The organism is Metabacillus sp. GQ13 (genome assembly GCF_059758525.1).
Window position 1 is genome coordinate 42,342 of record NZ_JCAXET010000022.1, and the last position, 16,011, is coordinate 58,352.

Annotated in this window: 11 protein-coding genes and 1 riboswitch; of the genes, 6 read left to right on the plus strand and 5 right to left on the minus strand. The window is 34.9% G+C overall.

What is annotated here, in order from left to right; all coding sequences use genetic code 11:
* Positions 1-88 precede the first annotated feature (88 nt).
* On the plus strand, positions 89-6,529 hold the full coding sequence (gene pulA / locus AC6CHR_RS22030; protein WP_498251204.1) for a type I pullulanase: 6,441 nt from the start codon (positions 89-91) through the stop codon (positions 6,527-6,529).
* 121 nt (positions 6,530-6,650) lie between these two features.
* Here the strand turns inward: pulA and AC6CHR_RS22035 are convergent, their stop codons facing one another.
* The 3 genes from AC6CHR_RS22035 to AC6CHR_RS22045 form a co-directional block, all read right to left on the minus strand.
* Entirely contained in the window at positions 6,651-7,382 is a 732-nt protein-coding gene (locus AC6CHR_RS22035) for a DsbA family oxidoreductase (protein ID WP_498251205.1), read from the minus strand.
* Positions 7,383-7,604: 222 nt separating this feature from the next.
* The gene (ku, locus tag AC6CHR_RS22040; RefSeq protein WP_498251206.1) at positions 7,605-8,510 is read right to left on the minus strand and encodes a non-homologous end joining protein Ku; all 906 of its coding nucleotides are present in this window, start codon (positions 8,508-8,510) and stop codon (positions 7,605-7,607) included.
* Positions 8,511-8,622: 112 nt separating this feature from the next.
* Entirely contained in the window at positions 8,623-9,402 is a 780-nt protein-coding gene (locus AC6CHR_RS22045; protein ID WP_498251207.1) for an undecaprenyl-diphosphate phosphatase, read from the minus strand.
* Between the two features lie 185 nt (positions 9,403-9,587).
* Here AC6CHR_RS22045 and AC6CHR_RS22050 point away from each other — a divergent pair, with 185 nt between their 5' ends.
* The 4 genes from AC6CHR_RS22050 (at position 9,588) to AC6CHR_RS22065 (ending at position 13,861) form a co-directional block, all read left to right on the plus strand.
* Positions 9,588-10,187, plus strand: coding sequence for a DedA family protein (locus AC6CHR_RS22050; protein ID WP_498251208.1), 600 nt, complete (start codon positions 9,588-9,590; stop codon positions 10,185-10,187).
* Positions 10,188-10,296: 109 nt separating this feature from the next.
* Positions 10,297-10,401: riboswitch (yybP-ykoY riboswitch) on the plus strand.
* A 90-nt stretch (positions 10,402-10,491) separates the two neighbouring features.
* On the plus strand, positions 10,492-11,286 hold the full coding sequence (locus tag AC6CHR_RS22055) for a TerC family protein (RefSeq protein ID WP_498251209.1): 795 nt from the start codon (positions 10,492-10,494) through the stop codon (positions 11,284-11,286).
* A gap of 749 nt (positions 11,287-12,035) precedes the next feature.
* Positions 12,036-12,782, plus strand: a complete 747-nt coding sequence (gene sigI / locus AC6CHR_RS22060; RefSeq protein WP_498251210.1) for an RNA polymerase sigma factor SigI — start codon at positions 12,036-12,038, stop codon at positions 12,780-12,782.
* Positions 12,779-13,861, plus strand: coding sequence for an anti-sigma factor domain-containing protein (locus AC6CHR_RS22065; protein ID WP_498251211.1), 1,083 nt, complete (start codon positions 12,779-12,781; stop codon positions 13,859-13,861). The genes sigI and AC6CHR_RS22065 overlap by 4 nt, the downstream gene beginning before the upstream one ends.
* A gap of 61 nt (positions 13,862-13,922) precedes the next feature.
* Here the strand turns inward: AC6CHR_RS22065 and AC6CHR_RS22070 are convergent, their stop codons facing one another.
* Together AC6CHR_RS22070 and AC6CHR_RS22075 are read right to left on the minus strand one after the other, a co-directional pair.
* On the minus strand, positions 13,923-14,123 hold the full coding sequence (locus tag AC6CHR_RS22070) for an alpha/beta-type small acid-soluble spore protein (protein WP_498251212.1): 201 nt from the start codon (positions 14,121-14,123) through the stop codon (positions 13,923-13,925).
* A 106-nt stretch (positions 14,124-14,229) separates the two neighbouring features.
* Positions 14,230-14,928 (minus strand): DUF1836 domain-containing protein, encoded by a 699-nt coding sequence (locus AC6CHR_RS22075; RefSeq protein WP_498251213.1) that lies wholly within the window; start codon positions 14,926-14,928, stop codon positions 14,230-14,232.
* Between the two features lie 203 nt (positions 14,929-15,131).
* Between AC6CHR_RS22075 and htpX the strand changes: the two genes are divergently transcribed.
* Positions 15,132-16,010 carry a protease HtpX gene (gene htpX / locus AC6CHR_RS22080; RefSeq protein ID WP_498251214.1) on the plus strand — a complete coding sequence of 293 codons (879 nt, stop codon included), beginning with the start codon at positions 15,132-15,134 and terminating at the stop codon, positions 16,008-16,010.
* Position 16,011 lies beyond the last annotated feature (1 nt).

Sequence of the window (16,011 nt, forward strand, 5' to 3'; positions counted from 1 at the left end):
AAAAGATTTCTTATTTAGAAATCTTGTTTATTTCATTTTAGTGCAAACGATTGCATGGAATGAATATGCAAAAAAGGGAGGTCTTTTTTTGAGGAGATTAAAAATGAAAACGTTGTCGATTTTTGTCACCTTTACGTTGATGTTACAGCTTTTTTCTGGCTTGTATCCAAATGCAACCGTTAGCGCAGTGGTGGTGAGTCCCGTTATCAATGATGATGGCAGCGTTATATTTAGTTATGAAGGTGAGGCTACGACTGTTAAAGTAGCAGGTAGTTTTACAGAATGGGAATCAAGTGCTCTTGACATGACTGAAAAATCAGTTGGGAAATGGGAACTGAAAAATGACCTTTCATCTGGTACACATCAATATAAATTTATTGTTGATGGAACTTGGATAATGGATCCTTTTAATCCTAATGAAAAAGACGGAAACTCTGTTTTTACGATTGAAGAGCAACCGTTAGAGGGAAATTCTCCTGAACTTGCTAGTCCTATCATTAATAATGATGGTAGTGTGACATTTAACTATGCAAGCAAAGGAGAACAAGCATTATATATTATCGGTGATTTTGTTAATTGGGACCTTTCTAAAGCGGTTGAGATGATTGAAACAAATGGAATATATACTGTTACAATTCCTAATTTAGAAGTGGGAGAATATCAATATAAGTTTCTCCAAAATAATCGCACTTGGGATGAATCAACAATAGATCCTGCCAATCCGAACTCAAGTGATGGTAATTCTGTTTTTGAAATGGTCAAGCTTAAGAGTCCTGTTATCAACCAAGATGGCAGTGTAACTTTTAATTATAAGAAAATAGATGAAACTGCTGCATTTATAATTGGAAACTTTAATGATTGGGATCCTAGCAAAGCAGTAGAAATGACGTTAAAAGATGATATATTTTCTACAACAGTTTCTGGACTAGCACAAGGTGATTACCAATATAAGTTTATGCTTAATAACAATACATGGGATGAGGCAACAACAGATCCACTTAACAAAAACATAGCAGATGGTAACTCAGTTTTTACAATTGAATCGTCTGAATCCATTAAAATTCAATCTGCATTAATGGACTCTTTACATGATATTTTAGTTACTACGAATGAACCAGTGGCAGATCAACTATTTAAAGTTATTGAAAAAGAAACAAAAAAAGAAATAAAGACAACTACGACAAAAATCAGTGATAAAAAAGTTAAACTAACCTTATCAGATGATGAAAAAGTAGATGTTAGAAAAATTTATGAAGTAGTAGTAGGTGACTCAGAAGCTACAAAGATTACCATGCGTAATATCCTTAATGATGCCAGCTTTTTTTATGAAGGTGATGATTTAGGTTATACGTATTCAACAAACAAAACGACTTTTAAACTTTGGGCACCAACAGCAACAAAGGTTAGTCTAGCAATCTATGATAATGAAGGTACTTATGAAGATGCGTTTGTAAAAGATCATACTGACGGCAATGAAACGGTAATGACAAGAGCTAGTAATGGTGTATGGTCATTAGTAGTAAATGAAACTCTAAAAAACAAATACTATATGTATAAAATTGAATTTGCGGATGGAACGGTACACTATGCAGTTGATCCATATGCACGTTCAACTTCTGCAAATGGACAAAGATCAGCAATTGTTGATTTAGATAGCACAGATCCTGTGGGCTTTGATCCACAAGATAAGCCAGCTGCTGTTATACCAAATGATGCGATTATTTATGAACTACATGTAAGAGATTTTTCCATTAATGAACAATCTGGAATGGAGAATAAGGGTAAGTATTTAGCGTTTACTGAAAAGGCTACAACTGGACCAAATGGTGTCAAAACAGGTGTAGATTCCTTGAAAGAATTAGGTGTTAACTATGTCCATTTACTTCCAACTTATGATTTTGGTTCAGTTAATGAGCTAACCGTTGATGATCCTGATTCAACAGATGCTAAATTCAACTGGGGCTATGACCCAATTCATTTCAATGTACCAGAAGGGTCGTATTCTACTGATCCACAAGATCCAACTAGTAGAATCAAAGAATACAAGGAAATGGTGCAATCATTACATGATAATGGAATTCGTGTTGTGATGGATGTTGTATATAACCATACATACATGAATGAATCTTCACAGCTTGAAGGTGGATCACCATTTGATCTTATCATACCTGGTTACTATTATCGTACAGATGATACTGGGGAAATTACAAATGGTTCAGGAACTGGAAATGAGGTTGCATCTGAAAGACCAATGATCCGTAAATATATTAAGGACTCTGTTCATTATTGGGCTTCTGAATATGGAATAGATGGCTTCCGTTTTGACTTAATGGGCTTAATTGACAAGCAAACTATGCAGGAGATAACAAAAGAGTTGAAGAATCACATTGATCCAAACGTTTTGGTTTATGGAGAGCCGTGGACTGGTGGTTCGACAAGTTTACCTGCAGCGTTGCAAAATGTGAAAGGTTCTCAGAAGGATCAGGGCTATGCTGTATTTAATGATAACATCCGTGGAGCGATAAAGGGTGATAGCGATGGAGCAGGAACAGGATTTGCAACAGGTGCAGCTGGTAAAGAAGCCGATATTGTAAAGGGTGTACAAGGATCAATTCATGATTTTACTAATCGTTCCTCTGAAAGTATCAACTATATTACTGCACATGATAACTTAAATCTGTGGGACAAGCTGATGAGAGTCGCAGGTACTGATGGAAATCATGAAGATTCTAATTATGATCCACATGCTGTGATTACAGAAGAAAATGTATTAAAGAATGAATGGGTAAAGCGTAGTCTTTTAGCAAATGGCATTGTCCTAACTTCTCAAGGTATACCTTTCCTTCATGCGGGGGAAGAAATGTTGAGAAGTAAGTATGGTGTTCATAATAGCTATAAGAGTCCAGATAGCATCAACCAAATTCGTTGGGAATTGAAAAATAACTATCAATCCGTTTTCAATTATTATCAAGGTTTAATCAAGTTAAGAAAATCTCACACTGCATTTAAAATGGATGGAAAAACATCAATCGATAAAAACCTAGAAGTATTTAAGCAGGATGATAATGTTGTTGCATATCAGTTAAAAGATCATGCGAACAATGACACTTGGAAAAACATTGTTGTTATCTACAATGCAAACAATACAAAAAAAGAAGTAACACTTCCAGCGAATAGTGAATGGAATGTAGTGGTTGATCACACTGCTGCTGGAAACGACACAATTCGAACAGTTAGTTCGAACAAAGTAACTGTTGAAGGGTTATCAATGATGGTGCTCTATGATCAAGCTGAAGCAGCATATACGCCTGAGGCAACCGACATTGAGATAAGTCCTCATTCAATTGCAATTAACCCAAAGGATTCTAAGCGTCTTACTGCATATGTGAAGGATCAAAAAGGACGGGTCATGCTCGGAGAAGAAATTACTTGGTCTTCATCAAATGAGGAAATCGCAACTGTCAGTAAAGGCAATGTAGTTGGAGTTTCGAACGGTGAAGCAACCATTATCGCAATGATTGGGAACGTATCAACTGAAATAAAAGTAGTAGTTGATGAATTAACACCTGATAAAATTCAGATTTCAGGAAATGACTCTGTTTTTGAAACATATTCAACAAAGCTAACATCACTTGTGACAGATCAATATGCTCAGGCCATGTTAGGCGCCAAAGTTATTTGGTCATCTTCTGACAAAATGGTCGCTACGGTTGATAACTCAGGTAAAGTTACAGGGATTAAACCTGGAAAGGTAACAATTACGGCTCAATCTAGCGACGCGATTGCTATATTTGAGATGACCATAAAGAAAAATGTAAAACGTTATGTACGTGTTAAATATGTTAGACCTGATGGAGATTTTACCGGTGATTTCGGTTCATGGAATCTTTGGGTATGGAATACAGGTGTGAAAAACGATCAAATTGAATTTGAATCAATTGAAGGTGATACCGCAATTGCAAATGTTGAAATTGCACCTGAAACCGAATCGATTGGATTTTTAGTTCGAAAAGGTACTGATTGGAATACTGCCAAGGTTCCACCAGATAGTGATGATCATAACGTACAAATTAATCGTGATGATATTATCACGAAAGTTACTGTTGTTACAGGAGTAGCTGGACAAACTGTTGTACCAACTGTAAAGGGTCCTGTTTTACAAGATGGTGACGTAACATTCTTCTACAGAGACGAGGAGTTGTTCCAAAAGGATACTATGCATACAATTGATGAAGTGAAAGTGAAAATCAGTGGTAAAGAGTATCCAATGGAATATAGTGAACAAAATGAATACTTCTCATATAACCTAGACGACCTAGAGGAAGGAACACATGAATACAGTTTCATAGTAACAAAGGAAGGTGAAACAACAGAAGTAACAGATCCAAAAAATACAAAAGACGGTAAATCAGCCATAACATATAATCTTCCTAATGTAACGATTGATGCAAACATATCTCCAAATGAAATCTCTTACGATGAAAATGCTGTTCTTTCAGTAAAAGCTACATCAAAAGAGGACGTAAAAATTAGAGAAATGTTTGTAAATTTGACGCCACTTGGTGGTAAGAATAAAGTTGAAATTGACCAAACAGTAGGTGCCATTTCTGTTTCTGTAAACGACTCAGTTACAGCTGGTGAAAAGGAAATCGTTATTACCATTGTTGATGAGTTTGGAAATACTCATACAAAAAAGGTGAAGATTACGGTTAAACCAGAACAAGTAGTTGGTGATGACTTGGACTTTGATTGGGATGAAGCACGAATTTACTTTCTGCTTACTGACCGCTTTAAAGATGGAGATCCATCAAATAATGGACGAGGAGAATATGATTCAGACCATGATGAAGCCTATCATGGTGGAGATCTTCAGGGTATTATTGATGAGTTAGATTACATCGATAACCTCGGAATCAACACGATTTGGATTTCACCAATTGTCGATAATATTGATTTTAACAAGGGTCTAGACTTTACAACTGCTGATGGCTTAGAAGCTAAACAATATGGCTATCACGGCTATTGGGCTAAAGACTTTACAAAGTTAGATGAGCATTTAGGAGATATTGAAACAATCCAGGAGTTGATTGAAAAAGCACATGACCGCGGAATAAAAATTATGCTAGATGTGGTTGTAAATCATGCTGGTTATGGTATGAACGGAGAATTTAACGAAGCATGGAAAGTTGACGCAGACAATCTTCCAACTGAAGAGGAAATTGATAAGCTAGATGGGTTGTTCAGAACCGTTGATGAAGATCCAACTGTCAAAGGGGAACTAGATAATCTACCAGATTTTAAAACAGAGGACCCTGCAGTTCGACAACAACTTATTAATTGGCAAACAGCTTGGCTTGAAAAAGCAAGAACAGATCGCGGAGATACAATTGACTTCTTCCGTATAGATACGGTAAAACATGTTGAAGACGCAACATGGCAGGCTTTGAAAAATGAATTAACAGCGATTGATCCTGATTTCAAAATGATCGGTGAACATTGGGGAGCAAGTGTAACAAATGATGGTGGTTATTTAGGAACTGGACAAATGGATTCTCTATTAGACTTCGATTTCAAGGAAAAGGCAAAATCGTTTGTTGAAGGTAATATAGATAGTGTAGAAACATATTTACAAGAACGAAACAATCAAATTAACAACACTGCTACATTTGGTCAATTCTTAAGCAGTCATGACCAAAATGGTTTCTTAACAGAGTACGTAGATGGTGATCTAGGAAAATTAAAAGTCGCGTCAGCGCTACAAATTACGTCAAAAGGGCAACCAGTCATTTACTATGGAGAGGAATTAGGGAACTCTGGTAAGTCTGATTGGGAAAAAGACGGTGAAACTGTCCTACAATTTGGTCAAAATCGTGATGATATGCCATGGGAGCTTTACGAGAATCAAGTTCCTGAAGCAATGGCATTACATGATCATTATTCAAGGTTATTAAACATCCGTGCCGATTACTCAAACGTATTCTCAAAAGGTTCTCGTGAAAAGGTAATAGGAGGGGATGCTGAAGACTATCTAGTATTTGAAAGGGAATACGAAGGTGAGCAGGTTCTTGTTGGATTAAATACGACAGAGGATGCAAAACAAGCAACCTTTACAGTGGATTTCCCAGCTAACACCACAATAACTGACTTATATAACAACAAGGAATATGTTGTAAACACTGACCAAGAAGTATCGATAAACATACCATCGAAAGATCAAGGTGGGACTATTATACTTGCCATGAAAACGAATGAAGAACCAGGACCAGATCCAGGACCAGAACCAGGACCAGAACCAGGACCAGAACCAGGACCAGATCCAGGACCAGAACCAGGGACAAATCAAGACCAAGTCGATAAGGTTACAGACTCCGTAATCAATTCTGGAAATGATTCATCAGAAGAATTATCAGGTGCTAAGCTACCCTCAACTGCAACAATAAGTTACAACATATTATTGATTGGCTTAATGCTTGTCATTTGTGGGGCGTTTGAACTTAGACAGAAAAGAAAACTTCGTTATAAAAAATAAAAGAACTAAAAAAGGTGGTAAATCAATTGCAGATTTACCGCCTTTTTCTAAATTATGAGATGTTCCCTGTTAAAATGAATGGAAATAATCCTAATCATTAACAAGCCCCACCAAAGAGTTATTACTGTTTTGGATCTGGAATAGCACAATTTCCATCTAGACAACTTGAATCAGTTGAATCTTCATTAGAAAAGTCCTGTAAAATAGGAGTAGAATTTTCTTCATCCCAAACCTTCTGCAAAGCGTTAACAAAAGCGTCAAGAGGTTGTGCACCAGATATGGCATACTTTTGATTAATAATAAAGTATGGAACACCACTTATACCGTATTGCTGTGCGACCGATTCGTCAATACGAACATCATTGGCATATGCTTGTTTATCTTGAAGGACATTTAATGCTTCAGTACGGTTTAACCCTGAAATTTTTGCGATATCAGCTAATGTATCAATATCACTAACGTTTTTGGATTCAGTAAAGTATGCATAAAGGAGGTTTTCTGTTATCGTGGCTTCAACTCCTTTACTTTTTGCAAACTTAGCCAAACGGTGGGCATCAAATGTATTTGTTGGCTTCATCTCATCAAAGTTAAAGTTCAGGCCTATACTTGCTGCTTGTTGACCGATACCTGAATTCGCCTTCTTTGCCTCTTCATTGCTTATCCCGTATTTTTCTGCAATGGCCTCGTGAATAGATTTTCCATTGTAACTTTTGGAATTTGGATCTAATTCAAAACTTTTAAATTCTACATGGACCTGCTCTTTATGTGGAAACTGATTAAGTGCCTGTTCTAAACGGCGTTTCCCGATATAACAAAAAGGACATACAAAGTCTGACCATACTTCAATTTTCATTTTAGCACCTCGATTTTTCATTTGGAAAATATGTTTAAAGGACCTAAGGAAGTTCATAAAGCTAATGATACGCTGCTAAATACGCATAACTAGCTTTATGATGAAAACCAACAGCCTTTATTTAACTTAACACTAACTTACTATTCGTAAGTTAGTGTTGTCAACTTCTTTGATTTTGCCAAATGAATGATACGATGGAAGTGGAGAGTAGACAAAAATACTTTATGCTTTTTTCCTAACAGTTTTTGTCTTTTTAGCTGTTGATGTAATAGGATCAACTGACTTCTGCGGATCGCCATTAACTGCAACTTTAGTTGGTTGAGATTTTGGTTTTGCTTTTCCTGTTCCTTTTGGCTTTTTTGTTTTTTCGATACTTGCTTGTAATGCACTCATTAAATCTACAACATTCTGTCTTGGCGCTGCTTCTGTTGGTGTCTTTCCTTCGTCGTGATTTACTTTTCGTTCAATTAACTCTTGAAGTGCTAAGCGATAATCATCTTTATACTTCTCTGGATCAAAGGTTGTGGTAAGCTGATCAATCAACATAATTGCTGTTTCGAGCTCCTTTGTTCCAACTTCCGTCTGCTCCGGTACACTTGGTACCTCTTTTACATTCCTGACCTCATCTGGATAGTGCACGGTTTCCATAACAATGCAATTTTGATAAACCCTGACCATAGCTAATTGCTGTTTCGAGCGTATTGTAATTTGAGCAATACCAATTTTACCGGATTCGTTTAATGCTTCACGCAGTAACCCGTAGGCTTTTCCGCCATTTTCACCAGGTCCAATAAAATAGGAACGACTAAAGTATATCGGATCAATATCTTCCATTTTTACAAAATCAATGATTTCTACTGTTTTATCTTCATGTTCGTCCTTTAGTTCTTTCAACTCTTCATCTGTCAGGACAACATACTTACCTTTGACATACTCGTAGCCCTTTACAATTTCATCGTTGTTTATTTCTAGGTCACAATTGGGGCACTTTTTTTCATATTGGATTGGAGTATGACATTTCTTATGGAGTGTACGGAGTTTAATATCTTTATCTTCTGTTGCTGCATATAGTTTAATTGGAATATTAACGAGGCCAAAACTGATCGATCCTTTCCACATTGTATGCATGATATACCCTACTTTCATCAAGTTGTTTTAGGGTTAGTGTACAGTTGTTTATAGTCTTACATGTATAGTAATAGCTTCCAAAAGAGAAATTTAAATTTCTCTTTTGGATTCGTTAAATGATTGTTAACTGTTGAAGAGCAATAATCAAACCTCCTAAGACCCATACATAAATAGCGAAAATCCTTAACGATTGTTTTTTTACAAAAGAGATCATAAACTTCACAGCTAGATAGCCAAAAAAAGCAGATGCTAAAGTGGCCACAAGCATGGATGAAAGGCTAATTTGAGGAACAGCTCCTGTCATAACTTCCTTAAATTGAAAGATGACAGCACCACAAATAGCGGGTATTGATAGTAGGAATGAAAAATAAGCGGCAGCCTCTTTGTCCATTTTTCGGATAAGTGCACCAACAATTGTCATACCTGATCTTGAAATAGCTGGGAATATAGCGAATGCTTGAAAACTACCGATAAAGAGTGAATCATACATAGAAAGGTCATTTATTTTCTTAGCACCATTTTTAATTGAGTCTGCAAACCATAGAAATAATCCAGTTACAAGGAATTCCCAGCCGATGGTGGTACCTGTTTTAGAAAGGCTATCGAAGAAATCACTAAATAACAAGCCTGCGATGACAGCAGGTATTGTTCCTACAACAAGTAAAGCTGTTATACGACTAAATGGTCTTTTTATTAGATTTAATAAAATGTCTTTATAAAAAACAAGTAAGGCAATAAGTGTACCAAAATGAAGCATGGTATCTAAATATAAGCCAGCCTCTTCTAAGCCAAAGAGCTTTCTCCCGAGATAAAGGTGTCCAGTACTACTAATCGGGATAAATTCGGTTATTCCTTGAATGACACCTAGTATAATTGCTTCAATCCAATCCATGCATTGAACCCTCCTAAATAAATGTAATGAAAGCAATCCTGTTCTTATGTTTGAAAAATTGAAACGTTTGAATCTTAAGCGGATTGCTCACTTTAATGTTTCTAAAAACAATGGTTGTCTGTACTCATGATTATGTGTAATATATATGTCGGTAGAACTTATTGAATGAAAATAGGTGATGAATTATGGAAGAGTTACTATTATCGATAATTGAAAATTTCAAACAGCTATCATATTTTGGGATTACTTTGGCATTAACCTTTGAATTCATCCCTGCAGAGCTCGTATTGCCGCTTGCCGGTTACTGGGTTTATGAAGGTGACATGACGTTATGGGGTGTTGTTTTAGCTGGTACAGTCGGAGGTACATTTGGACCTTTAACGTTATATGCCCTTGGTAGATATGGGGGTAGACCCTTGTTGTTGAAATTTGGTAAGTTCGTTTTTATCAATGAGGAGAAATTGACAAGAGCAGATGAGTTTTTTGAGAGAAACGGAGCTATGGTGGCTTTTACGGCTAGATTTCTTCCAGGGGTACGGACGTTAATCTCAATTCCCTGTGGTATGGCAAAAATGAATGTATGGGTATTTTCAATCTATACGTTTTTAGCTATGCTTCCAATTACATTTATCTATGTTTATTTAGGTTTTAAGCTTGGTGAAAGATGGAAAGATGTCGGGGAATTAGCAGGTAAATATATACTTCCAATTGGAATTGCTGTTTTGGTTATCTTACTAGCTTATAAATTAATCAAACGAAAAAAGAATAAATCAATTATAAGTTAGTCTAGCTATACTTCTTGTCTGGAATGGGAATAGATGCTAAAATTTGATTTTAGAAATAATTTATTGACAAATGACCTGAGAAAATTATATGATGAAAATAACTTAATATTATTCTCTCAAAGGGGAGTAGCGTTCAGGAAAACCTGAAAACAAAGTCGTCATTACATGGAAAATTCCATCGGCTTTGTTGGCATGTACGGTTTATATCATGCTCAGCAAGACCTTTGCCTTCGTTGGCAAAGGTCTTTTTTTGATTTCCTTTGCTAACAAGAAAAAGAGAAAAATTAGCATAGGAGGAGAAAAAATGGATGTAACGTTATTGGTAGAATATGGGTGGGTATTACTAGTGCTCGTCGCACTTGAAGGGATTTTAGCAGCAGACAATGCATTGGTTATGGCAGTAATGGTCAAACATTTACCTGATGAACAAAGAAAAAAGGCATTATTTTATGGATTAGCAGGTGCCTTTGTCTTACGATTTGGTGCTTTATTTTTAATTTCATTTTTAGTAAATGTATGGCAGGTACAGGCAATTGGTGCTCTTTATCTTCTCTATATCTCAATAAATCATCTTGTTAAAAAGTTTGTGTTTAAAAATAGAGAGCATAATAAAAAGGTGAAAAAGGAATCTGGCTTTTGGGGTACCGTATTGAAAGTAGAACTTGCAGACATAGCATTTGCAGTAGATTCAATATTAGCAGCTGTTGCTTTAGCGGTAACACTACCTGCTACAAACCTTCCTTTAATAGGTGGTTTAGATGGTGGACAATTTTTAGTTATTCTTGCTGGCGGACTTATAGGAATTGTTATTATGAGGTTTGCTGCAACATACTTTGTAAAGCTACTACAGAAAAAGCCGAATCTTGAAACAGCAGCATTTATTATTGTAGGCTGGGTTGGTGTAAAACTAGCCTTATACACTTTAGCACATCCTGATATAGATATTGTCTCAAAACATTTTATCGAATCATTTGCGTGGAAGTTAATATTTTGGATTGTTCTTGTAGCAATCGCAATTTGTGGCTGGTTCTTTTCGAAGGCTGTTAATCTTGACGAAGGTACTGAGCAAGAACAAGTTAAACGGATCGTAAACAAATAAGTGTTGAATACTTTAAGGCGTCTGACATTGTTCGGCGCCTTTTTCTATTATTCGAATTTCATTTTTGTACTACGTGTAGTTGTCTAGCTCCAATTGCGCACCTTTCTAAAAGAAATCATTTTTTCGAAAGGGATAATTAAACCACTTTATCCACGGTACTTTCATCTCATTAATGTCTTATCCTTGTCGGGACCGTTCAAGGGACTTAGGCATTTCTTCTAAAATTATATAATGAAAAGACTTATTTTAACTTGGTCCTCGAGCGTTGATAATTATTCACATGTATATTCTTTTCTTAATGGAAGAAATTTATTTATTGATTTTTATGTCAAATGTGTAACAAAAAAGTAGGTATATCTCCTTATTGGCTTTATTTTTATTTAAATTAATTCCAACACCCTTAATATCTATTTGTTATACGAATCAATGTAGTGAAAGTGAAAAAGATGGAGAAGAAAAGGGAGGTGGCTTTTGTTACAGAGTTATGAAAACTGTGGTTAAGTAGGTCATGCTAACATGTTTGCTAGGAAAAGATGATGGAGGGTCAATTAGTATAGTACCCTGTTTTAGCCCTAAAATAAACTTGATTAATTCTTTTGTTAAATAGGTATAAGGTCTGACCTTTTGTAATAATTGTCTTTCTTTTGTTGAAAACAAGCAAGATATTTGCATATTTCTTCCTTTGCGTACCCTATACAATTTAGCTATTATAGACAAAGTAATATAGGGGAAACAGAGGTGAACAAGAAATGCTTAGCCTTTTGTTGAGACAAGCTAAGAAAAAAAGCACACTTGAAGATACAGTTCTCTTAATTCAACAAGGTGATAAAGAATTACAAAACCAGTTAATTGAACAATATAAACCATTTATAGCTAAAGCTGTTGCATCTGTTTGCAAGAGATATATAAGTGAAATAGACGATGAATTTAGTATTGGGTTAATAGCTTTTAATGATGCCATTGAAAAATATTCTCCAGAAAAGGGCAGCTCATTATTTGCTTTTGCTGAATTAGTAATAAAACGTAAGGTTATTGATTACATCCGTAAAGAAGCTCGTACTCCGTATACGATAAATATAGAACTACAAGAGCAGGATGAGAGTGAGTTCTCTCAAAGCAAAATTGAAGCTGATTTATCAATTAATGAACATACAAAACTGATTGAACAAGAGCATAGAAAAGAAGAAATCATTTATTTTCAACATTGTTTATTGGATTTTAAATTAACATTTGAAGAAATAGTGGAACAATCACCAAAACACTTTGACGCTAGAAAAAATGCTGTCGAAGTAGCTGCTAAATTGGTTGAGGATAATGAATTGAGAGAGTATCTATTTACTAAAAAGCAGCTTCCTGTAAAACAGCTTGAAAAACAAGTAGCTGTAAGCCGAAAAACTATTGAGAGAAATAGAAAATACATCATAGCAATGGCCATCATCATATCAGGGGATTTCGTCTATTTAAAAGATTATATTAAAGGGGTGTTACATTCATGAAAAAAGGGGTCGTCGTAAATTATAATGATGACTTTGTAACAGTGCTTACCCCAGATGGGCAATTTATCAAAACAAATAGCGGTCAAGGGGACTATGTTATCGGGAATGAAATTTCATTTTTCCCTTTAGCGGATGAGCGTGAAGAGGCAGCAACTAGATTGCCTCAGTTAACAAAATTGAGGAAAATTACGTCTTTAAATTCCAAAAAGACTAGAGTAGGGGCTTTATCTTTAATAGCAATTATGTTTTTTATGATTAGTTTTCTGCCCTTTTTTAATAATGATAAAGTGTATGCTTATATGTCTATTGATATTAACCCTAGTTTTGAAGTGGGAATTGATGACCATTTAAACGTCATTTCCCTAGAACCTTTGAATGAGGAGGCCGAAAAACTAAGAGTTAATCTTCTTGATTGGAGAAATAAACCATTTGACGAGATCATTGATGCAATTGTTGTCCAGTCCAAAGCCAATGGCTACGTATATCCTGGAAAAGAAATAGTCATCACTACAGTTATTAATGATAAGGATCATAAAATTCAACCAGAGCTTGAAGAAAATATTAATAATATTCAAACTTCGTATGAAAGCGAACAAATGATTGTGCAAACAATTAAGACGGATCGTGAAACAAGAGAAATGGCTAACAAACAGGGTATTTCAATGGGCAAGTATGTAAAGTTAAAAGAGAAAGAAAAGCTTCAAGAAAAAATGGTTGATGATAAAAATGATGAGCCTATTAAAGATGAAACTCCAAAACCACAAACTGAAAAGAAATCCGAAAACAGTAATCAACAAGAAACACCAGATGCTGTAATTAAAAATAACCAATCAGCAAAGAATAAACTTACCTCAGATACAAAAATAAAACTAAATGAAGCAAAAAACAAAGCAAGAGAAATGAAAAAAGAAGTTAAAGAACAATCAAAAAAAAAGAGTCCAATAGATAATACTACTAGTAAGACTACGAAGAATAACAACCATAATGAAAAACGCACTCATAATAAAAAAAGCAACAACGAAACTCAAGGTAAGGCCCATTTAAAACATAAAAACCAAGATGGAAAAAAAGATAAATAATAGATGTTTTATAATAATTAAGAAAAAAAGGCTGAAATGTTTCAGCCTTTTTGCCATATCATTATTTAGTTTTTTGTCCATTTAATTGTGATTGTGCCTGTGCCACTAAGCGCTTAGTGATTTCTCCACCAACAGATCCATTTGAACGCGATACTGTATCAGATCCAAGTTGTACACCAAATTCTTGAGCAATTTCATATTTAATTTGATCCAAGGCTTGTTCGATCCCTGGTACAAGTAACTTATTACTACTTCTCGACATAAGAACCACCCTTTCTAATTGAATTAATAAAGGTTACTAAAGGTCAACCTTACTAGTAAGTTTTCTTAAAAAGGAATTATTTATTCTGGTAATGATTAGATATATATTAGCTGATCTCAAAATGTTTGTCCAAATAAGTATGTGATCTAGCTTGCATATGGGAGGCTAGAACTGCTAGGACAGTCATAACAAGGACATTTTTTATGGGCTCCCATTGATCTATAGATAGGGATTTGAACTTCGGTAAAGATTCTATTTGAGAGATTATAAAATCTTCTAAAGCACGATCACTTAATGAAGGTAAAGTATCTAAAGAATCGAGCACTAAAGCATAAATTTCATAAAATGTGATTGGGTTAATTAGGTCATCACTTCGATCTGATAACGTGTTAAAAACAATTGTTAGGATATTTCTAATTTTTTCAAACTCAAAAGTAGTTTTTAAATCTTTTACTATTAATAACATAGCAGTTTGTTCAATTGAATATTTTTTCCCTAATTCAGGTGCACCAATTAATTCTTTGATATCACGTTTAATCCAGTTTTGAATCGATGTTGACTTAAGAGAAGTTAATTCACATAAATTTGCTAGTGAAACAATTTCATTTGTTGATAATCCAATTTCTCTATTTATCAGCCTTTTATTTTTCAACAGAAATCTAGGGATTTTTTGATCATGAATATTCTTAACTAAATTTGATTCACCAAATGCATTTTCTAAAATGGATGAAGGGGGTTGGTTTAATTGACCTTTTAATGAATATAATAAACTTGTCATTTGTTTACGTGTTAATTGAATTGTCATAAAGGCACCTCTGATTTTAAATCTTAGATTTTTAATGTTTAATGTTACTATTATTTATTGTTTGTTTAAAAATTTGAGTAATCTGATTAAGTTGTTTAAGAAATATTTCTATAAGCGAGAGTTCATCCTTGCAATTTCACAAGAAAGTTTCTATAATTTTATTATAATACAAGTTCGTATGAACTTGAAATCTGGAGGTTAAGATGGCTAGACGAATTTTTCTGTTTTTATTATCAAATATACTCGTTATCACGACAATTGGGATTGTTCTTTCAATATTTAATATCTCGCCGTATCAGACAGCTAATGGTGACCTTAACTTGGTTAACCTGCTAATATTTAGTGCGGTAATTGGCTTTACGGGTTCATTTATGTCATTAGCAATGTCTCGTTGGATGGCAAAAATGATGATGAAGGTTAAGGTATTAGACCCTTCTGCATCACTCTCATCTATTGAGAGAGAATTAGTAGATAGAGTACATCGTTTATCAAGGTCTGCTGGTCTTACTAAAATGCCACAAGTTGGTATCTATCAGTCTGCTGAGATAAATGCATTTGCCACTGGACCATCAAAACGACGTTCACTAGTAGCTGTTTCTTCTGGTTTATTAAATCAAATGGACGATGATGCAGTTGAAGGTGTAGTAGCCCATGAGATTGCCCATATTTCAAACGGAGATATGGTTACAATGACATTGTTACAAGGGATTGTTAATACGTTTGTTGTATTTTTAGCTCGTATTGCCGCATGGTTAGTTTCTCGATTCGTTAAAGAAGAGTTAGCACCAATCGTTCATTTTATTGCTGTGATCATATTTCAAATTGTCTTTTCAATATTAGGAAGCCTAGTTGTCTTTGCATTCTCAAGGTATCGTGAATTTCACGCAGACAGAGGTGGAGCGGATTTAGCAGGGAAAGATAAAATGATTCATGCTCTCCGTTCATTAAAACATTACTCTCAACGGGTAAGTGATGATCAAGCATCATTAGCTACTTTAAAGATCAATAGTAAAAAAACTAGGTCTTTATTCTCGACCCATCCAGATTTAGATGATCGAATCAATCGTTTAGAAGCTAAATAAA